Genomic DNA, 21,945 nt, shown 5'->3' with positions numbered 1-21,945 from the left:
TAACTACAAAGATATAATTTTAATGTAACTTGAATAAATTTTATAAAATAAAACTACTCATTTTTTTTCCTACTTCGTATTAAGCCATTCAGAATGACGGTGATAAGTATAATGGTTGCGCCTACATAAAATCCCAGTCCCATTTTTTCTTTGGCTTCAAAAATAGCTACAGCTAAAGCTATTCCATACACAGGCTCTAAATTAATTGTAAGCATTACGGTGTAGGGTGATAAATATTTCATTACACCTACCGAAGCAATAAACGCATAAGCGGTACAAATAGACGCTAGAATAAACAACCAAAACAAATCTTCAGTTTTCAACATAAAAAAAGAGCTTGTGAATTGTCCATTTAAGGCTAAAAATAGTGTAAAAAATAACACTCCTCCCAAAAGTTCATAAAATGAAATAATAGTAGGTTGAATTCGTTTTGCGAATTGTCCGTTTATTACTGAAAATAATGCTGATAAAAAAGCAGAAGTTAAAGCGGTAAACACTCCTAACATGGTATTTGAAATATTGGAATGCAAACTATTTTCAATAAAATTGGGTTCGGAAGCATCTATAACAAAATATAAACCTACAAGTACCAATAAACCGAATAAAAGTTCGTACCAAACTATTTTTGTCCTGTAAAATAATGGTTCTAAAAAAGAAGCAAAGAGTGCGCCTGTTGCCAAACAAGCTAAGGTAATAGATATGTTGGAAATCTTAATTGCCTTAAAAAAAGTAAACCAATGTACGGCAATGATTAAACCAGATAACAGCAATAACAAAATATCTCTAAGTCTTATTGCCAGCGATTGTTTTTTAAAGAAAATATAAATAAAAATTAACAAAACAGCTAGTAACATTCTCCACCAAACAAGTGGTAAAGCATCTAAGGAAATTAAGGCGCCCAAAATAGCTGTAAATCCCCAAATGAACACAATAATGTGTAAATGAAGGTAGTGTTTTAAATTATCGTTTGGCATTTTTAAGCAAATAATAAGCTAATATTCCAAATAACACATTGGGAAGCCATACAGCTACAATAGGAGGAATACTTGATTTTTCAGCTAAATTGACAAATATTTTATCAAAGAAAATAAATGCGAAAGCAATACTAATACCTATTGCTAAATTTATACCCATTCCTCCTCTACGCTTCATAGCCGATACCGCAACAGCAATAATGGTTAATATAAAGGCCGAAATAGGATTACTAAAGCGTTTATATAAAACGACTAAATACACATCGACTTTTGCATTTCCTCTACTCTTTTCTCTATTGATATAGTCATAGAGTTCAAATACATTCATCGTTTCTCCCACATATATTGTGGGGGTTAAATCTTTTGGCGTAACATTCAATTTGATTGTTTTTCGTTCTACTTTCTCGAACGAATCATTTTGAATACCAATATTCCTTTTCACATAACCAAATAACGTATAATCCTTAGTGCGCTCATTATATTTCATTCGGTTTGCCGTAATTTTATAAGCTAATTTATTACCTTCAAATTTTTCATACACTACATCAAAGCCTGTTTTTGAAAGCACATTAAAATTGGCCACATAAATATATTCGTTTTTAGATAATTGTTTAAAAATATCTGCCGATTGAATATTTTCTTGATTCTTGATTAAATAGGTATATCTAAAATCCCAATATTTTTCACTGGCTTTTGGCAAAATAAAAAAACCCATTAACAGCACCCCTAGTGAAATTATTGAAGCACCTATCAAATAAGGCTTTAAGAATCTATTAAAAGAAATTCCCGAACTCAAAATAGATATGATTTCTGAGTTATTTGCTAGTTTAGATGTAAACCAAATTATAGATAGAAAAAGAAAAATAGGGAATAATAAATTAGCAAAATAAACCGTAAAACCAGCGTAATAGACGGCTACATCTTTAAATGCCACCTTGTTTTCAATCATTCGATTAATTTTTTCAGAGACATCAATAATGATTCCAATAGGAATGAACATTACTATCATTACTGAAAAAGTAATCAAATACCGTTTTAATATATACCAATCTAATATTTTCATTTACTAAACCTTAATTTATAAACGTTGGTTCATTTGCACTACCATTTTATCTTTCCATTGTCTAAACGTTCCTGCTATAATTTGTTTTCTAGCTTCACGAACTAACCACATGTAAAAACCTAAATTATGAATGGTTGCTATTTGTTTACCTAAAAATTCGTTAGCTGAAAAAAGATGTCTTAAATAGGCTTTTGAGTATTCTAAATCAACAAATGTATGTCCCATTTCATCAATAGGCGAAAAATCAGCTTCCCATTTTTTATTTTTGATATTAATTGACCCATATGCTGTAAACAACATGCCGTTCCTAGCATTTCTAGTCGGCATAACACAATCAAACATATCAATTCCTAAGGCTATATTTTCTAATATATTTATAGGAGTACCAACTCCCATTAAATACCTAGGTTTATCTTCTGGTAAAATAGCCGTAACCACTTCCGTCATGGCGTACATTTCTTCGGCAGGCTCACCTACAGATAATCCTCCAATAGCATTTCCTTGAGCACCTGCATTTGCAATATATTCAGCAGATTGCTGACGTAAATCTTTATATGTACTTCCTTGAACAATCGGGAAAAATGTTTGTTCGTATCCATATTTAAAAGGTAATTTATCTAAATGGTTGATGCATCTATCTAACCATCTATGTGTCATGTGCATAGAACGTTGTGCATATCGATAATCACAAGGGTAAGGTGTGCACTCATCAAATGCCATAATAATATCTGCACCAATTGTTCGTTGAATTTCCATTACACTTTCAGGTGAAAAAAAATGGTAGGAACCATCAATATGAGATTTAAATTTCACCCCTTCCTCCTTAATTTTTCGATTTGAAGATAACGAATACACTTGGTATCCGCCCGAGTCTGTTAAGATATTTCTATCCCAATTCATAAATTTATGTAAACCACCTGCTTGTTCTAATATTGAAGTTTGAGGTCTAAGATATAAATGATAGGTATTACCTAAAATAATATCAGGATTTATGTCGTTTTTTAATTCTCTTTGGTGCACTCCTTTTACAGAAGCAACTGTTCCTACAGGCATAAAGATAGGTGTTTCAATTACGCCATGATCTGTCGTCATAACTCCTGCTCTTGCTTGGCTTTGTGTATCTTTCTTAACTAAATCGAACTTCATACTTTGAAAATAATGGGCAAATATACTTTTAAAAGTTGGAAGTTAGAAGCTACAAATTAGAACTTTTAAAAATTTAAGTAGGAATTAACATTCTTCTGTATTGCAAAAACAAAGTAATTTAAATTTGCAGAATTAGAAAAAAGCTGTAAATTTGCACCCACTTTAACCAACCTCTGGCGAAAGACGTGTATGTTGCTTAGACTTAATATTTTAGATTTTTAACTATGTCAAATTTAGTTGATTTCGTACAAAGCGAATTTGTAACAAAAAAAGATTTTCCTACCTTTAATGCTGGTGACACTATCACTGTGTACTATGAAATTAAAGAGGGTGAAAAAACAAGAACACAGTTCTTTAAAGGAGTTGTAATCCAAAAAAGAGGAACTGGTTTAACAGAAACTTTTACTATTAGAAAAATGTCTGGAGCAGTAGGTGTTGAACGTATCTTCCCTATTAATATGCCAGCATTACAATCTATTGAGGTTAACCAAAGAGGTAAAGTACGTAGAGCACGTATCTTCTACTTTAGAGACCTTACTGGTAAAAAAGCAAAAATCAAACAAAGAAGAGCTTAATCTTTTCCTTGTTACTTATAAAAAAATCCCGACTTGTTCGGGATTTTTTTATTTACTAATTTAAGTTTAAAAAAATTACCAACTTTTCATTTTTTTGGCTTTTTTTTATCAAATCACTAATTATCAATTTTCTACCCTTTAAATTCATTTGAAAACTGTTAAATTCATTATATTTGTACTTCAAATTTTACAACTAAACAAACACTATCATGTCTAAGGCAAAAATTATTTATACAATTACGGATGAAGCGCCTATGCTAGCTACACATTCGTTTTTACCTATTATCAAAGCATTCACAAAAACAGCTGCAATTGATGTAGAAACAAGAGACATTTCATTAGCAGGAAGAATTTTAGCTAACTTTCCCGAATATTTAACTGACACTCAAAAGGTAAGTGATGCTTTGGCTGAATTAGGTCAATTAGCCACAACGCCTGAAGCAAACATTATTAAGTTACCAAATATTTCAGCTTCAATTCCACAATTAAAAGAAGCTATCTCTGAATTACAAGCGCAAGGATATGCGGTTCCTAATTATCCAGAAGATCCACAAAACAATACAGAAAAAAACATAAAAGCAACGTATGCTAAAGTACTTGGTTCGGCTGTGAATCCTGTACTAAGAGAAGGAAATTCTGATCGACGTGCACCAAAAGCAGTGAAAAACTACGCAAAAACGAACCCACACAGCATGGGAGCTTGGTCTGCCGATTCAAAAACAGAAGTGGCACACATGCAAGATGGTGATTTTTATGGAAGCGAACAATCCGTTACGGTTAAAAATGACACTCAATTTGTAATTGAATTTGTTACTGACTCAGGTTCAAGTACTATACTTAAAAATGCGAGCTCTTTAAAGGCTGGTGAGGTTATCGATTCATCAGTAATGAGTCTAAAAGCACTAAAAGCATTTGCTAAAAAAGAAATTGCCGATGCAAAAGCTAAAGGTATATTATTATCTGTGCATTTAAAAGCAACTATGATGAAGGTTTCTGACCCAATTATTTTTAGTGCTATTGTTGAAGTTTATTTTGAAGATGTTTTTAAAAAATATGCAGATTTATTTAAAGAATTAAATATTGATACCAAAAATGGGTTAGGCGATGTATATGCAAAAATTGCAGGACACCCCATGCAAGGTGAAGTTGAACAAGCTATACAAAACGCATTACAACAAGGACCTGCAGTTGCCATGGTAAATTCTGATAAAGGTATTACTAATTTTCATATACCATCTGATGTTATTGTTGATGCATCTATGCCTGCTATGATTAGAACTTCTGGACAAATGTGGAATGCCGAAGGAAAACCAGAAGACACTAAAGCATTAATCCCAGACAGATGTTATGCTGGTTTATATACAGCAACTATTGATTTTTGTAAAAAGAATGGTGCTTTTGACCCTAAAACAATGGGTAGTGTGCCTAACGTAGGTCTTATGGCTCAAAAAGCAGAAGAATATGGTTCACATGACAAAACATTTCAGCTAAAAGAAAACGGTACTGTTAAAGTTACAGATGGAAATGGAACTGTGTTTATGGAACAAAAAGTAGAAGCTGGAGATATTTTTAGAATGTGTCAAACTAAAGATGCACCTATACAAGATTGGGTAAAACTTGCCGTAAATAGAGCCCGTTTATCACAAACACCTGCAGTATTTTGGTTAGACGAAAATCGTGCACATGATAGAGAAATCATCAAAAAAGTTACTGCTTATTTACAAAACTATGACACAACCGAATTAGATATTCGAATTCTAAATCCTATTGAAGCTACTTTATTTACTTTAGAACGCTTAAAAAATGGATTAGACACTATTTCTGTTACTGGTAACGTTTTACGTGATTATTTAACAGATTTATTTCCAATTTTAGAATTAGGCACATCTGCTAAAATGTTATCTATTGTACCCTTAATGAATGGAGGTGGCTTATTTGAAACTGGAGCTGGAGGTTCAGCACCTAAGCATGTGGAACAATTTATTGAAGAAGGGTACTTGCGTTGGGACTCATTAGGAGAAATTTTAGCTTTAGGCGTTTCTTTAGAACACTTAGGTCAAACACTTGAAAATGAGAAAGCTATGGTTTTGTCTGAAACACTTGACGAAGCTACTGAAAAATTCTTAGCAAACGATAAATCTCCTGCTCGAAAAGTAGGTCAATTAGACAACAGAGGTTCGCATTTTTACATTGCTTTGTATTGGGCTCAAGCCTTAGCCTCCCAAAATAAAAACCAAGAATTGAAGGCTGTTTTTACACCAATAGCAAATGAATTAACAGCAAATGAAGCGAAAATTGATGTGGAATTAATTTCGGCTCAAGGAAAAAAACAAACAATTGGTGGTTATTACCATCCAAATGAAACGTTGTTAAATGAAGCGATGAGACCAAGTAGCACATTAAACAGTATCATTGACAAGATATAAAAGCTAATTACATGATTAAAAAGGCGGCTACATGCCGTCTTTTTTATTAACCTCAAATTAACACTTACTTGAAACTTTTTATTCGAAATTTGCACAAATACAAAATCAAATGCAAAAAACACTAGTATTATTAACTTTTCTACTGCTACAAACTGTATATTCACAAGAGAAGTTTACTTTAAATGGAACAGTTATTGACGCTAAGAGCAATGAAACTATCATTGGAGCTACACTGCAAATAAGTACTGGTTCAGCTCAATATATTATACAGTCAAATGAATATGGCTTTTTCGCTATATCACTTCAAAAAGGAACCTATACTATCGCAATTAATGCACTCGGATATGAATCTATTTCAGAACAAGTAGTATTGAGTTCAAATCTTAAAAAAATATTTGTAATTAAAGAAAAAAGCAAAGAAATTGAAGAAGTTGTTATTTCTGCTAATTCAAAATCAATAAAAATTGACAAACCAGAAATGAGTGTCAATAAGTTATCTATAGCCCAAATTAAACAAATGCCTGCCATTTTAGGAGAAGTTGATATAATAAAATCAATTTTAACATTACCAGGTGTTACCAATGCAGGAGAAGGTCAGTCTGGTTTTAATGTAAGAGGTGGCGCTGCAGATCAAAACTTAATATTACTAGATGAGGCTACCATTTATAATTCGTCACATTTATTTGGTTTTTTCTCTGTTTTTAATGCGGATGCAATCAAAGATTTAAAATTATTTAAAGGTGGAATACCTGCAAGATACGGTGGACGTGTAGCTTCGGTATTAGATATTTATCAAAAAGAAGGAAACAGCAATAGATTTCACATGAATGGTGGAATTGGACTCGTTTCGAGTAGACTTTTAGCAGAAGGTCCCATTGTTAAAAACAAAAGTTCATTTTTAATTGCTGGAAGAAGCAGCTACGCACATTTATTCTTAAAACTAACCGACAACCAAAATACAGCTTATTTTTATGATTTAAACACAAAATTAAATTATAAACTAAACGAAAATAACAATTTATATCTTTCGGGCTATTTTGGAAGAGACGTATTTAGTTTAAATAATCAGTTTGTAAATACCTATGGAAATGCGGTTTTAAATGTAAGATGGAATCATTTATATTCAGATAAATTATTTTCAAATATGTCTATTATCTACAGTGATTATTATTATGGTCTTACATTAGACTTTATAGGTTTCAATTGGGATAGCGGTATCAAAAACTATAATTTTAAATATGACTTTAAACATTATTTAACTGAAAAAGTAAAATTATTTTATGGTGCAAATGCCGTTTATTATACATTTAATCCAGGAAAAATTGAACCTATAGATGCCACTTCAAGTATTAATCCTAAACAATTAGCGAAAAAGCAAGCGTTAGAACCATCATTTTACATTGATGCCGAACAAAAAATAACTGACAAATTGGCTATTAACTATGGTGTAAGATATAGTCTTTTTTACCGATTAGGACAAGAAACAGTTAATATATATCAAAACAATCAAGCTGTTTTTTATAATGAAGAATTAAAAATTTATGAAAAAGCAACTCCTATTGGAACCAAATCATACGGCAAAAATGAAATTATGGCTCAATTTGCTAATTGGGAACCAAGAATCTCTTTAGCCTATACATTTTCAGCCCATTCATCTGTTAAAGCAAGTTATAATAGAATGTCACAATACCTGCATTTAATTTCAAACACGCAATCCCCTACTCCTTTAGATGTTTGGGCTCCAAGTGATACTTTTTTAAAACCTCAAATTTTAGATCAATATGCTTTTGGCTATTTCAAGAATATAAAAAATGGAGCCTATACACTTGAAGTAGAAACTTTTTATAAAAAAGTAAAAAACCGCTTAGATTATATTGATGGAGCCGATTTAATTGCAAATGAAGCCATTGAACAAGTGGTATTGGCAGGAAAATCTAGAGCGTATGGTCTAGAAATTATGGCTAAAAAAAATGAAGGTAAATGGAACGGGTGGATTTCTTATACATTGTCACGCTCTGAACAACAAACTGCTGGTAGAACACCTAACGAAATAGGAATTAACAATGGTGCATGGTACAAAACTGGTTGGGATAAAACACATAATTTATCCATTACCACTTCTTATGAACTATCTGAAAAATGGAGTTTTGGAAGTATTTTTGCACTTCAAACAGGACAACCTGTAACGTTTCCTAAAGGACAATACCAGTATCAAGGAATTACTGTTCCAGTGTATGGAAACAGAAACGAAAATAATTTACCAACCTATCACAGACTAGACTTGTCAGCCACATTTAAATCTTCAAAAAACAAAAATAGAACCTATAAAAGCGAATGGGTTTTTAGTATTTATAATGTCTATGGTAGAAAAAATGCTGCTGCAATTAACTTTAGACAAAATTCAGATAGTGGAAAAAATGAAGCGGTTAGATTATCAATTTTTGGTATGGTACCAAGCGTTACCTATAATTTTAAATTTTAAAAAATAGTACTATGTTTACATATATAAAATATCTAGTCGCACTTTGTATTTGTTTCAATTTAGCAGGTTGTGAAGAGGTGATAAATGTTAATTTAGAATCTGGTGAACCAAGACTGGTTATAGATGCTTCTTTAAAATGGCAAAAAGGGACATTAGGTAATGAACAAACCATTTACCTGAGTACTACTGGTAGTTATTATGCTAACACCGTTCCTGCGGCAAATGGCGCAAATGTAACCGTAGTTGATTCAAATGGAACTGTATTTACTTTTAATGAAGTACCAAATACGGGAAAATATGTGTGTTCTAATTTTGTTCCTGCAATCAATAGAACCTATACATTATTTGTATCTTACAATGGTAAAAACTATACTGCTACTGATAAATTATATGCTGTGCCAACTATTACAACTGTGGAGCAACGTAATAATGCTGGTTTTACAGGAAATCAAATCGAACTAAAATATAATTTTTTGGACAACCCAAACGAAGCAAACTTTTATTTAGAACAGTATCAAGTTCCTTTCAGACCTTACCCCTTATATGGTGTTTTTAATGACGAATTCACCAATGGTAATCCTATGTTTTCTTTAATTTTTGGGCAAGATATAGCGACAGGACAACATATAAAATTTACGCTACACGGCATCTCTCAAAGCTATTTTAATTATATGAATATTTTAATTGGCGTTTCAGGAGGCTTAAGCAATGGTCCTTTTAGCACGCCTCCTGCTACAGTAAAAGGCAACATTGTAAATACTACAAATTCTGAAGATTATGCATTAGGGTATTTTAGATTGTCTGAAGTTGATGTAAAAGAATATACCGTTCAATAATTGAAATTCTTTTTGAAAAATTGGATACTTAAAATACAACTCATAACTTTGAAGTAAAAAATAATTTATGTCTTCACATCACATTGTTCGCGATGATCAAGAACCTGCATTAATTATAGCTAATGGTGCGTCATGTAGTGAAGAATTACTTGGCCAACTCCTAGAATGGTCGCCTTATGTTATTGTATTAGACAGCGCTGTAGAACGTGCTATACAATTAGGAATAAAAATAGATGTAATTTTAGGAGATTTTGATAGAGAATTTGACCCTTATATTTACAAGAATGAGCAATTCCCTTTAGAAATTATTCACACACCCAATCAAGACAAAACCGATTTAGAAAAAGCCTTTGATTTTTTAATAGAAAAAGGACATAAAGCCGTAAATGTAGTTTGGGCGACTGGTAAACGAGCTGACCATACGCTAGTTAATTTAACTACTATTGTTCAATATAGAGAGCAACTTAAAATAGTAATTTTTGATGATCATTCCAAAATCCATTTACTCCCTAATCAATTTACAAAATGGTATACTAAAAATACTATTCTATCTTTAATCCCAATTGGGAAAGTAACAGGAATTACTACAGAAAACTTATTTTATGTGCTTCAAAATGAAGAACTTGAATTAGGACTTCGAACAGGCAGTAGCAATCATGTTTCTGAAGATGGAATTGTTCAAATTTCGCATAAAGAAGGGCATTTGCTGCTTATAGAAAGTCTAGATTGATATTATTTTTCAATTTCTTTTAAGGATTCCATTTTTTTGTAAGCCAAGAAGCCTTTAATGTCTTCAAAATGTTCTTTGACACGCTTATTACCAAATTCAAACACTTTTTGAGCTAAACCATCTAAGAAATCACGGTCATGTGACACTAAAATTAACGTCCCATCAAAATCACGTAAAGCATCTTTAATAATGTCTTTGGTTTTCATATCTAAATGATTTGTTGGCTCATCTAAAATTAACACGTTCACAGGTTCTAGTAACAATTTTATCATTGCTAAACGCGTTTTTTCACCCCCTGAAAGTACTTTAACTTTCTTTTGAATGTCATCGCCTTTAAACATAAAAGCGCCTAACATATCTTTAATTTTCGTACGAATATCTCCTACTGCAATTCTGTCAATAGTATCAAAAACGGTTAATTCTCCATCTAATAATGCTGCCTGATTTTGTGCAAAATATCCAATTTGAGCGTTATGCCCTATCTCTATTTTCCCGCCATCATAGTCGATTTCTCCCATAATAGCTTTTATCATAGTTGATTTTCCTTCCCCATTTTTACCCACAAAGGCTACCTTTTGTCCTCTTTCAATAACCATATTCGCATTATTAAACACGACATGGTCTCCATATTGTTTAGTTAATGCTTCAACAACTACTGGGTATTGACCTGAACGTGGCGAAGGTGGGAATTTTAATTTTAATGCGGATGTGTCCACTTCATCAACTTCAACTAAGACTAGTTTTTCCAACATACGAACCCTAGATTGCACTTGCTCTGTTTTGGAGAAAGTTCCTCTAAAACGCTCAATAAATGCCTGATTTTCTGCAATAAATTTTTGTTGCTCATCATAGGCTTTTTGTTGGTGTATTCTTCTATCTTTTCTCAATTCTAAATAATCGGAATATTTAGCTTTATAATCATAAATTCGGCCCATCGTTACTTCAATAGTTCTATTTGTAATATTATCTACAAACGTTCTATCGTGCGAAATAACCATTACCGCTTTAGCCTGATTAATTAGAAAATCTTCTAACCACTGAATACTTTCCATGTCTAAATGATTTGTTGGTTCATCTAGAAGTATTAAATCAGGTTGTTTTAATAGTATTTTTGCCAATTCAATTCGCATTCTCCATCCGCCTGAAAATTCAGAAGTTAAACGAGTAAAATCTTCTCTTTCAAACCCTAATCCTTTTAATACTTTTTCTACTTCAGCTTCATAATTTACTTCTTCAATAGAATAAAACTTTTCAGAAAGTTCCGTAACACGCTCTATCAATTTCATGTAGGCATCACTTTCATAATCGGTACGAGTAGTTAATTGTTCGTTAAGCGAATCTATTTCCTTTTTCATGTTCAATACATCCGCAAACGCTTTAGAAGTTTCCTCTAAAACAGTACAATTATCGGCCGTTAATAAATGCTGTGGTAAATAAGCTATTACAGCATCACTTGGTGCCGAAATTCCGCCACGTGTAGGTTTATTTTCACCTGCAACTATTTTTAATAAAGTTGATTTTCCTGCACCATTTTTACCCATGAGGGCTATTTTATCATTTTCATTAATTGCAAAAGTAACCTCACTAAATAAAGTGGTTCCGCCAAATTCTACGGCAACATCATTAACTGTAATCATTTTGAAGTAAAAAGTTATAAAAGTAAAAAGTTATAAAAACGAGTTACTAAATTTTTGAAAGGTGCAAATATAGCTGAATTAGTCAATTAGACAATTGATTATATTCGGTTTTTGTATGATTATTGCTAATTAATCCATTTCAAAAAAAAGTGGCTCAACCATAATTTGGTCGGCCAAAGACTCTACACGTTCTGAAATAACTTCACAGAAAAGTATTCGTTGTGTTTTAGCTATGCTGTCTGAAATTCTTTTAATTTTTGCCTCTAATCTTACTTTTGCAATTGCATCTGCATCGTCAACAACAAACATTTTTAATTGATTTACATCATATCCTGCTGTACTAAACATATCATTTAATCGTGTTGGAGTGCCAATCAAAATGTCAATTCCAACAGAAATTTGATTTTTGTCATAATCTAAATCACTTTTATCATGTACTGCATAGATACGTAAATCGGTATATTTTGCGAATTGCTTAAAGCGCTCTTCTAGTTCTAAAACACGTTCCTTATTTTCTGAAAATACTAAGGCACGCGGTGAAAGCAGATGTGCTTTTTCCAACTTTTGAATTACGTTAAGTACTAACGTAGTGGTTTTTCCCGTGCCTTTTTCAGCTTGAACAACTACATCAGCACCACTTTTAATAACGGAAAATGTTTCTTCTTGGATTTCATTTGCTTCTACTAATCCTAGTTCTACTAATGCTTGCTGAAGGTGTGGATTTATTTTTTTTAATTGCATTTTTTCTATGGTAATGGGCAAAAGGCAATAGGTAACCAATTACCCATTATCTTTTACCGTTTATCAAATTTATTTACTTGCGAATAATTTTACATCTTGTTCAGAAATTTCATTTCCGCCTAAAATAATAAGTCGTTCTACTACATTTCTTAACTCTCTTATGTTTCCTGTCCAATCATATTCTTGTAACAAAGAAATAGCATTGACTGAAAAATGTTTTACCGCTATTCCTTGTTCTTCAGAAATTTTTATTGAAAAATAACGGATTAATTCTGGTATATCTTCTCTTCTGTCATTTAGAGCAGGAACTTTGATTAATATTACTGCTAATCGATGATATAAATCTTCACGAAATCTTCCTTCTTCTATTTCTTTTTTTAAATCTTTATTTGTGGCAGCAATTACTCTAACATCAACCTTAATATCTTTATCGGCACCCACACGTTGAATCAAATTCTCTTGCAAAACTCTTAAAACTTTAGCTTGAGCGGGCAAACTCATATCTCCTATTTCATCTAGGAAAATAGTTCCGCCATGTGCTGCTTCAAACTTTCCTGCTCTATCTTTAACTGCAGATGTAAATGCGCCTTTTACATGGCCAAACAATTCACTTTCAATTAATTCAGAAGGTATAGCAGCGCAATTTACTTCAATTATGGGTTGAGCAGCGCGATTACTTTGTTGATGCAATTGGTGAGCAACTAATTCTTTTCCTGTTCCATTAGATCCTGTAACTAACACTCTAGCCTCTGTGGGAGCTACTTTTTCAATCATTGCTTTTATGTGAGAAATAGCTTCACTCTGGCCTATCATTTCATAGTTTTTAGAAACTTTCTTTCTCAAGATTTTGTTCTCTACTACTAACTGTTTTTTGTCTAAAGCATTTCGAACAGTATTCAATAATCTATTTAAATCTGGAGGTTTAGAAATATAATCATAGGCACCTAATCTCATCGTATTTACAGCGGTATCTAAATCTCCATGCCCTGAAATCATTACCACAGGAATCTCAGGTTTGATTTTTTTAACGGCTTCCAGCACCTCAACACCATCCATTTTAGGCATTTTAATATCACAAAGAATTAAGTCATAATCTTCATTTTTGACTTTTTCTAAACCTTGCAAACCATCTTCTGCTTCTTCAACTTTATACGAATCATTTTCTTCGGTAAGTATTTTAGTTAATACTCTTCGAATAGCTGCTTCGTCTTCTATAATAAGGATTTTACTCATTTTTTTAGGTTAACTGTTTATTCGTTTAAATGGATTATAATAGACCTATTAAACTGATAAACTCTTTTTAATATTTCAACCATTTATATAATTCTTTCCAAGTTGGTTTTTTACCATGCATTAAAATACCAACTCTATATATTTTAGCTGCTGCCCAAACTACAACAAAAAACGTTCCAAATAGCAACAAGACAGATAATCCTAATTGCCAAAATGGTACACCAAACGGAATGCGCATCAGCATAACAATAGGCGAAGTTAAGGGAATTATTGAAAAAACAGTTGCAACTGTACCATGTGGATCATTAATTACAGTAAAAAAGCCAATATACACACCTAACATTAAAGGCATGATAATAGGCAATAAAAACTGTTGCGAATCTGTTTCTGAATCTACTGCTGCCCCAATAGCCGCGTAAAAAGAACTGTATAAAAAATAGCCTCCAATAAAATAAATGATAAAACAACTCAATAAGGTTGCAATAGGCAAATTTTGTATTTCAACTAAATAGTCATTCAACACATTCATTTTTTGCGCTTGTTGAGCCGCTTCGGCCACTTTAGCTGTTGATCCAGACATTTCCATGCCAAAATAAGAAGAAGCCATAAAAAATAATGCTCCGCCTACAATTGCCCAAATTAAAAACTGTAATATACCCGCTAATGATGTACCAATAATTTTTCCCATCATTAACTGAAAGGGCTTTACAGATGAAATGACAATTTCTATAATACGATTTGTTTTTTCTTCAATGACACTACGCATTACAAAATTGCCATAAATGATAATAAACATCATGATTAAATAACCAAAAAATCCTCCAATAGCTACTTTTATTTCGTTTAATCCTTTAAGGCTTTCATCTCCAGAATATTTTGAAAGTTTTAATTCAGATTTTACAGTAGCTTTCTCAATTGCTTTGGTATCAATTCCTGATGTTTTAAAATTTTCTTGTGTAAGGGTTGAATCTACAATATCTTCAATTGTTTCAATAAAATCTATACTTGGACTTTCATCTGAAATATATTCAACTTTTGCTTTTAAATCTTGGATTTTTGACACTTTTGGCACGTAAATTAATCCTTCATAACTTGCTTTTGCTGTATCCTTGGCTATTTTTAAAGGCATGGTAGAAATATCAATATATTTTGTATGCTTATCGCTTTTAAAATGATTTTTTAATAAACCCGCCTTATCATAAACAGCAATTTCAGTGACTGAATCTTTATTCATATTGGCTAAGTAACTAATCAAAAATGCCATTCCCACAAATAATAATGGACTTAAGAAAGTCATTACGATAAACGATTTATTGCGCACTTTTGCAATAAATTCTCTTTGTATAATTAAATTTAATTTATTCATTTTTTATCTTTTTTACCTAATTCTAAATCTGAATTAGTTGCTTTTATTTTCTATTAATTACCGCTAACTGTTTGAATGAAAATATCGTTAACACTAGGAATTTTTTCAGCAAAATGAGTAATTTGTCCAAACGCGAGTAAAATTTGCAATAACTCATTTGTAGTGTGTGTACCTATTTGGATTTCTAATTTTAATTCGTCGTTTAATGATTTGAAATCCGTTTGCCCGACTGTGAAATTTTTGGTTAGGGCAAGCATTAAACCTTCAACATTCTCTGTTAGAATTCCTATTTGGAATGTATTTGTTCTAAATTGTTTTTTAACATCTGATAATTTTCCTTCAATCAATTTATTTGACTGATGAATTAATGCAATATGATCACACATTTCTTCCACACTTTCCATGCGATGTGTAGAAAAAATAATAGATGTCCCTTTTTTATTTAATTCGATAATTTCATCCTTAATTAAATTCGCATTTACAGGGTCAAATCCCGAAAATGGCTCGTCTAAAATTAACAATTTGGGCTGATGTAATACCGTTACAATAAATTGCACTTTTTGCGCCATACCTTTTGATAACTCCTGAATTTTTTTGTCCCACCAACCTTGTATTTCAAATTTTTCAAACCAATATTTTAATTGTTTTTTTGCATCAGCTTTTGAAAGTCCTTTTAGTTGAGCTAAATACAAGCATTGCTCTCCTACTTTCATAGACTTATACAAACCTCTTTCTTCAGGCATGTAACCGATAATAGACACATGGTCAGGATTTAAATTTTCGCCATTAAGCAAAATTTCACCTGAATCAGGTAACGTAATTTGATTGATGATTCTAATTAATGAAGTTTTTCCAGCTCCGTTTGGACCTAATAAACCATAAATACTACCTTCTGGTACTTGTAAAGAAATAGCGTTCAAAGCGGTGTATTCACCATACTTCTTGACCACGTTTTTTACTTCTAATATATTGCGCATGAATACAAATGTTTAATTAAAATATTAGTCACTAATGTACAAAAATTGTTACATAAAAAACCCACCCTTTTTTAAAAGGATGGGAATTCATATTTGTATAAAAAATTTTCATTTAAGAAAACATATCTTTTACTTTTTCAAAAAATGATTTATCCGATTTTTCTGGTTTTGGAATAAAATTTTCATCTGTTAACATTTTTTCAAAAAATGCTTTTTGTTCTTTATTTAATTCTTTTGGTGTCCAAACATTAATATGTACTAATAAATCGCCGCTACTATATGAATTGATACTTGGAACCCCTTTGCCTTTTAAGCGTAAAATTTTCCCTGACTGTATGCCTTCTTCTAATTTTATTCTTACTTTTCCTGAAACTGTATCTATTTCTTTAGAAACACCTAAAGCTGCTTCAGCAAAACTGATATACAAATCATAATGTAAATTTTCGCCCTCTCTCTTTAAAAACTCATGTTCTATTTCTTCAATAGCTACAATTAAATCTCCCGGAATACTGTTTTTACCTGGCGCTTCATTTCCTTTACCAGACACTTTTAATTGCATGCCATCTACTACACCTGCAGGAATTTTTATGGATACTGTATCTTCTTCAGTAATTAATCCTTGCGCATCGGCATGCGAAGGCTTTGAATCTATCATTTGGCCTGCTCCATGACAAGAATGACAAGTGGTTGCCGTTTGCATTCTTCCTAAAATAGTATTGGTAACTTTTAAAACTTGTCCACTTCCATTACACGGAGAACATGTTTTATAGGTAACACCTGGTGCTTGAACTTTACGTTTTACTTTTACTTTTTTCTCAACACCATTTGCAATTTCTTCAAGTGTTAATTTTACTTTAATCCTTAAATTGCTTCCTTTCATTCTTCGTTGACCTCCGCCTCCGCCAAAACCTCCGAAGCCTCCGCCTCCAAAAGCACTTCCAAAAATATCCCCAAATTGACTGAAAATATCATCCATATTCATATGATGACCTCCATATCCTCCACCGCCGCCTTCAAAAGCAGCATGACCATATTGATCATATCTTGCTTTTTTATCGGAATCACTTAATACTTCATAAGCTTCTGCACACGCCTTAAAATTTTCTTCGGCTTCTTTATCTCCTGGATTCTTATCTGGGTGAAACTCTATGGCTTTTTTTCGATATGCTTTCTTAATCTCGTCTGGAGAAGCATTTTTACTTACTCCTAATAATTCATAAAAATCTTTTTTCATATATGTAAAAGTTATTTTTTAGCGGTCATATATGTAATCGCTTAATAATTTAGATTAAAATTTGCAAATCAAATGAAATGAGCGATTTCATGGGTAGCTGTTTCTGTTTTTAACTGCCTATTACTACTTTTGGGAAACGAATAATTTTATCTCCCAATTTATATCCTTTTTCTATTACATCAACTATTTTTCCTTTCAACTCTTCAGATGGAGCTGGTATTTGTGTAATAGCTTCTGCAAAATCGGCATTAAATTCATCGCCCGCTTTGAGTTCTACTATTTCTAAACCTTTACTTGCTAAAGTGGTTTTTAATTTATCGTGAATTAATGACACGCCTGTTACTAAGGCTTCATCATTTGACTGTGAAATTTGGACCCAAGCTCTATCAAAATCATCTAAAACAGGTAGCATAGCTTGTAAAACTTCTTGACCTGCGGTTTTAAATAAATCGATACGTTCTTTGGTCGTTCGTTTTTTATAATTTTCAAACTCTGCAAATAAACGTAAAAATTTATCTTTTTCTTGTGCCAATTGCTCTTGTAATTGCTCCTCTAAAGATAATTCTGGTGTTTCTACTTCTTGAGGTTCAACAGGTTGTTGCTCTTGAATCGTATCTTTTTCTATAGGTTCTCCTTGGTCTTGACTCATGATTTTGTTTTTATTTTTTGTTTTATTGTGAACTGCAAATGTATTGCCAATATTTAAAAAATGACACATTGTCAGAATTAATAATGCAAAATAGTTAAAAAAACAAAATCAAAAGGCATTCTAAATTTTAGAACTCAGCCTAGTTATGACTTAAGTAAGTGTTGAAGGGCTTTATCAATTGATGCATATTTAAACTGAAAACCTTCATCTAATAACTTCATACAACTAACATGCTGGCTACTCGTAACAATAACATGCATTTCACCCAATAAAATTTTCAGTATAAATGTAGGTACAGATGGAAGAAAAAGGGGTTTATTTAAACCTCTAGCAATCGCTTTAGTTAAAGCACTATTTGTGATAGGATAAGGTGCTACTGCATTATAAACACCTTGTTTATGATGTAGTAAAACATACTTAAAAACAGCTACTAAATCTTGAATATGTATCCAACTTTGGTATTGCTTCCCTGAACCTAAAGCCGCACCAAAACCCATTCTTATAGGCTTAATCATTTCCTGTAAAGCCCCTCCATTTTTAGCCAACACAATTCCTATTCTAATTTTAACCACTAAAATTCCTAATGTTTCAAACTTAGTTACTTCATTTTCCCAGCTTTCAACCACTTCTCCTAAAAATGAAGCCTCAACTTGAGTATCCGTTTCGTGGTAAATTTTTTCTAAACTCGATGGGTAAATACCTATTGCGGATGCTGTAATAATTTGTTTTATAGTATGTGGAATTGTTTGTAAGGTTTTAAAAAGTAATTGCGTAGATTCAATTCTGCTTGTACGTATTTCATTTTTATAAGCAGAAGTCCATTTTTTAGCTACTGATGCACCCGCTAAATGTATAATTGCGTCAACTTGGTCAAAAGCATTTACATCTATTTCTTGTGTAGTTGGATTCCAATAAAATCCTTTATAATTTTTTTCTTGAAGTAATTTATGTTTTGAAGTCGTTAAATAGTGTATAGTATGATTTTCCGCTAGCAAATTATGTACTAGTTCAGTTCCTACCAAACCTGTAGCACCTGTTATTAAAATGGTCATTTTTTTTGTTTTAACCAAAATTACAAACAAATAACTCGAAATATTTTAAATTAACTAAACTTAACATTTGTTAAATTTAGTGGGCTCTCACTTTAATGGTCCATTCAAATTGCATTTCAGAAACTTGCTCGCCTAATTCATTTTGACCTATGGAAGTAAGCCAAATTGTTTGCCCTTCTTTTGTGACCAATGCTTTTTCTATTGTTTCAGCTACTAATTGTCCTTGTTGACAAGTAAATATTATTTTTCCAGTTGCTTTTTTGGTAAATACCGCCTTATTTTGAGCCACTAACATAGAAATATTCCCCTCATTTTTTTTCACATGATACATTACTAATGCGCCTGTGCTCAACTCGGCCCCCATTGCTTGAATAGCAAAATACATAGATTTAAAAGGATTTTGAGTAAACCAAGTATGCTTAACTTTTACGTGACATTCGTTTTCATTTAAAACTTTTACACGAACACCTGACCAAAAAGCAGCAGGTAATTTAAAAAAGGTAAAAAGGTTTACTTTGCTAGGTGTTAACGTCATAAGGCTATATTTTTGGTAAATATACAAATTAATTAAGGTTGAAATAAAACATTCTAAATGTTAAAATTATGTTAATTATTAGTACTATGTAATACAATGTACTTGTTTTTAGATATATATTTGCATAAGAAAATAACTTATTATAAAAAGTAATACATTTTTTGAAAATAATGATTAAAAAAACATGTTTATAATATGAATATAGAAAACACAAAAGCACAAATGCGAAAAGGTGTCTTGGAGTTTTGCATTCTTTCTGTATTAAAAGAAAAAGATGCTTACACTTCTGAAATACTAGACACCTTGAAAAACGCAAAATTGTTAGTTGTAGAAGGTACGATTTATCCTCTACTTACTCGATTAAAAAATGACGGGCTTCTTATCTATAGATGGGAAGAATCTACCTCTGGTCCACCAAGAAAATATTATGGCCTAACCGATGAAGGTAAAGAATTTTTAAATGAACTAAATGGCACTTGGAAAGAATTATCTGATGCTGTAAACATAATCACAACTAAAAACTAAACACTCATGAATAAGACAACTAGTATAAATTTAGGCGGTTTCTTCTTTCATATTGACGAAGATGCATACAACAAGTTAAACAACTATTTACAAGCGGTTAAACGTTCTTTATCTCCTGAAGGAAGAGAAGAAATCATTAAAGACATTGAAAATAGAATTGCGGAATTGTTTCAAGAAAAATTGGGAACAAACAAACAAGTTATTGGGCTGTTAGAAGTAGAAGCAATTATTACTATTATGGGACAACCTGAAGATTATAAAATTGAAGATGAACAAGCCTCTTCTTCAACAGATAACACATTTGAATACCCATATAACTCTAAAAAATTATACCGAGATAAAGACAATGCTTTAGTAGGAGGAGTACTTTCTGGATTAGGTCATTATTTAGGTGTAGATCCACTTTGGCTTAGAATTATTATGGTGATTTTATTGTTTGGTTTCGGAACGGGATTTTTTGTCTACATCATTCTATGGATATTAATTCCAGAAGCCATTACAACTACTCAAAAACTAGAAATGAAAGGACAACCCATCAATATTTCAAATATTGAGAAAAAAGTCAAAGAAGGATTTAATGAATTTACAGATAAAATAAACACGTTAGACCACAAAAAAATAAGTTCAACTGCAGGTGAAGTAATTACTGAGATTTTTAAAGGAATTGGTAAAGCTATTGGGTTTTTCATTGTATTAATTTCAACACTTACTTTTATCGCAATTATTATAGCCTCTGTAGTATTAATATTTTCTTCTTCTTTACCTGAAGTAATGTTACAAGAAAACATTCATACCCCATTTAATTTTGATGTACCACTATGGGGACAAGGTTTATTGTTATTGCTTTCTTTTGGCATACCTTTATTCTTTTTTGTATTGCTAGGCCTTAAATTATTAATACCTCATACAAAATCTATTGGAAACTATGTAAAATATACGCTTTTAGCCTTATGGATTTTTGCATTAGTAGCCTTAACAATAATAGGAATTAAATATGCTACCGAACTCAGTCATGATGGAAAAGCAGTTAAAAAAGAATTTTTACCTCTTTCTGCAAAAGATACATTGGCAATTAAATTTGTAAACAATGATTTCTTTTCAAAGAATATTGAGCACAGAACAGATTTAATGATAACTCAAGATTCTTCAAAAAATGAAATTATTTATTCAAACAACGTAAATATTCATTTAAAAAAGACCGATAAATTACAACCATTTATTATTGTAGAACGAACAGCTCAAGGTAAAAATTTCAATGAAGCAAATAGCAGAGCAGAAAAAATTAAGTATCATTTTAGTTTTAAAAACAAAGAATTAGTACTTGACAATTATTTTATTACTGCAGCTAGTAGCAAATTCAGAAACCAACAAGTACATATTTACTTGTACTTACCAGAAGGCATTGTCTATTTTCCAAATAAAAATGTAGAATATTATTTAAATGGCCATAATTCAGATTTTGACAATTTGTATGGCCCTGAAGGTTACTTATACAAAGTAAATAATGGAGAATTAGATTGTTTAAATTGTCCATCAGATGAAAACAAAGATATTGAAATAGAAACCGTTTCAGGAGAAGTTTTAGGTAATGAAAACGTAGTAAAACCAACAACTATTAAAGACAGTATTGAAAAAGTAAGCGTAAAAGTGAATGGTAAAGAAATAATCAATACTGAAGTTAGAAAATCTCATCGTTAATTTTAACATAAATTTAATGGTAATTAATACATGTAATAGAAAAAAATCGTACATTTACATTGTATA

Annotated in this window: 19 protein-coding genes; 7 read left to right on the top strand and 12 right to left on the bottom strand. The window is 31.6% G+C overall.

Annotated features, from left to right (window positions below; all coding sequences use genetic code 11):
* Positions 1-53: 53 nt before the first annotated feature.
* Genes RF683_RS03510 through tgt form a run of 3 tightly spaced genes read right to left on the bottom strand, consistent with a single transcriptional unit; the run spans position 54 to position 3,183 of the window.
* Positions 54-974 (bottom strand): DMT family transporter, encoded by a 921-nt coding sequence (locus RF683_RS03510; protein WP_309532830.1) that lies wholly within the window; start codon positions 972-974, stop codon positions 54-56.
* Positions 961-2,037, bottom strand: coding sequence for an LptF/LptG family permease (locus RF683_RS03505; protein ID WP_309532829.1), 1,077 nt, complete (start codon positions 2,035-2,037; stop codon positions 961-963). Before RF683_RS03505 ends, RF683_RS03510 begins: the two co-directional genes overlap by 14 nt.
* 15 nt (positions 2,038-2,052) lie before the next feature.
* The gene (gene tgt, locus RF683_RS03500; protein WP_309532828.1) at positions 2,053-3,183 is read right to left on the bottom strand and encodes a tRNA guanosine(34) transglycosylase Tgt; all 1,131 of its coding nucleotides are present in this window, start codon (positions 3,181-3,183) and stop codon (positions 2,053-2,055) included.
* Positions 3,184-3,407: 224 nt separating this feature from the next.
* Here tgt and rplS point away from each other — a divergent pair, with 224 nt between their 5' ends.
* From rplS to RF683_RS03475, 5 genes are all read left to right on the top strand, one after another.
* Entirely contained in the window at positions 3,408-3,758 is a 351-nt protein-coding gene (gene rplS / locus RF683_RS03495; RefSeq protein ID WP_298657840.1) for a 50S ribosomal protein L19, read from the top strand.
* A gap of 206 nt (positions 3,759-3,964) precedes the next feature.
* On the top strand, positions 3,965-6,184 hold the full coding sequence (locus tag RF683_RS03490; RefSeq protein ID WP_309533145.1) for an NADP-dependent isocitrate dehydrogenase: 2,220 nt from the start codon (positions 3,965-3,967) through the stop codon (positions 6,182-6,184).
* Between the two features lie 109 nt (positions 6,185-6,293).
* Complete coding sequence (locus tag RF683_RS03485; protein WP_309532827.1) at positions 6,294-8,666, top strand: TonB-dependent receptor; 2,373 nt, start codon at positions 6,294-6,296, stop codon at positions 8,664-8,666.
* An 11-nt stretch (positions 8,667-8,677) separates the two neighbouring features.
* Entirely contained in the window at positions 8,678-9,502 is an 825-nt protein-coding gene (locus RF683_RS03480) for a DUF4249 domain-containing protein (protein WP_309532826.1), read from the top strand.
* 67 nt (positions 9,503-9,569) lie between these two features.
* Positions 9,570-10,232, top strand: a complete 663-nt coding sequence (locus RF683_RS03475) for a thiamine diphosphokinase (RefSeq protein WP_309532825.1) — start codon at positions 9,570-9,572, stop codon at positions 10,230-10,232.
* Positions 10,233-10,234: 2 nt separating this feature from the next.
* Here RF683_RS03475 and RF683_RS03470 read toward each other — a convergent pair whose 3' ends face one another.
* The 9 genes from RF683_RS03470 to RF683_RS03430 all read right to left on the bottom strand — a co-directional run bounded on the left by RF683_RS03470 (position 10,235) and on the right by RF683_RS03430 (position 19,656).
* Positions 10,235-11,869: an ABC-F family ATP-binding cassette domain-containing protein gene (locus tag RF683_RS03470; RefSeq protein WP_309532824.1), complete on the bottom strand. Its 1,635-nt coding sequence runs from the start codon at positions 11,867-11,869 to the stop codon at positions 10,235-10,237.
* Positions 11,870-11,998: 129 nt separating this feature from the next.
* On the bottom strand, positions 11,999-12,610 hold the full coding sequence (locus tag RF683_RS03465; RefSeq protein ID WP_309532823.1) for a DEAD/DEAH box helicase: 612 nt from the start codon (positions 12,608-12,610) through the stop codon (positions 11,999-12,001).
* Positions 12,611-12,679: 69 nt separating this feature from the next.
* On the bottom strand, positions 12,680-13,843 hold the full coding sequence (locus RF683_RS03460) for a sigma-54-dependent transcriptional regulator (RefSeq protein WP_309532822.1): 1,164 nt from the start codon (positions 13,841-13,843) through the stop codon (positions 12,680-12,682).
* Between the two features lie 67 nt (positions 13,844-13,910).
* Positions 13,911-15,209 (bottom strand): ABC transporter permease, encoded by a 1,299-nt coding sequence (locus tag RF683_RS03455; protein WP_309532821.1) that lies wholly within the window; start codon positions 15,207-15,209, stop codon positions 13,911-13,913.
* A 53-nt stretch (positions 15,210-15,262) separates the two neighbouring features.
* Positions 15,263-16,186, bottom strand: coding sequence for an ABC transporter ATP-binding protein (locus RF683_RS03450; RefSeq protein WP_309532820.1), 924 nt, complete (start codon positions 16,184-16,186; stop codon positions 15,263-15,265).
* Between the two features lie 112 nt (positions 16,187-16,298).
* On the bottom strand, positions 16,299-17,420 hold the full coding sequence (dnaJ, locus tag RF683_RS03445) for a molecular chaperone DnaJ (protein ID WP_309532819.1): 1,122 nt from the start codon (positions 17,418-17,420) through the stop codon (positions 16,299-16,301).
* Between the two features lie 109 nt (positions 17,421-17,529).
* A complete protein-coding gene (locus RF683_RS03440; protein ID WP_309532818.1) occupies positions 17,530-18,069 on the bottom strand; it encodes a nucleotide exchange factor GrpE in 540 nt (179 codons plus the stop codon).
* A gap of 143 nt (positions 18,070-18,212) precedes the next feature.
* Positions 18,213-19,121, bottom strand: a complete 909-nt coding sequence (locus tag RF683_RS03435; protein ID WP_309532817.1) for a TIGR01777 family oxidoreductase — start codon at positions 19,119-19,121, stop codon at positions 18,213-18,215.
* A gap of 76 nt (positions 19,122-19,197) precedes the next feature.
* On the bottom strand, positions 19,198-19,656 hold the full coding sequence (locus RF683_RS03430; protein WP_309532816.1) for a DUF4442 domain-containing protein: 459 nt from the start codon (positions 19,654-19,656) through the stop codon (positions 19,198-19,200).
* Between the two features lie 195 nt (positions 19,657-19,851).
* Between RF683_RS03430 and RF683_RS03425 the strand changes: the two genes are divergently transcribed.
* Positions 19,852-20,181, top strand: a complete 330-nt coding sequence (locus RF683_RS03425; RefSeq protein WP_309532815.1) for a PadR family transcriptional regulator — start codon at positions 19,852-19,854, stop codon at positions 20,179-20,181.
* A 6-nt stretch (positions 20,182-20,187) separates the two neighbouring features.
* Positions 20,188-21,879 carry a PspC domain-containing protein gene (locus RF683_RS03420; RefSeq protein WP_309532814.1) on the top strand — a complete coding sequence of 564 codons (1,692 nt, stop codon included), beginning with the start codon at positions 20,188-20,190 and terminating at the stop codon, positions 21,877-21,879.
* Positions 21,880-21,945 lie beyond the last annotated feature (66 nt).

Origin of the sequence: Flavobacterium sp. 20NA77.7 (assembly GCF_031326205.1) — a bacterium.
GTDB lineage: Bacteria > Bacteroidota > Bacteroidia > Flavobacteriales > Flavobacteriaceae > Flavobacterium > Flavobacterium nakdongensis.
This window is presented reverse-complemented; position numbering and strand designations above follow the sequence as displayed.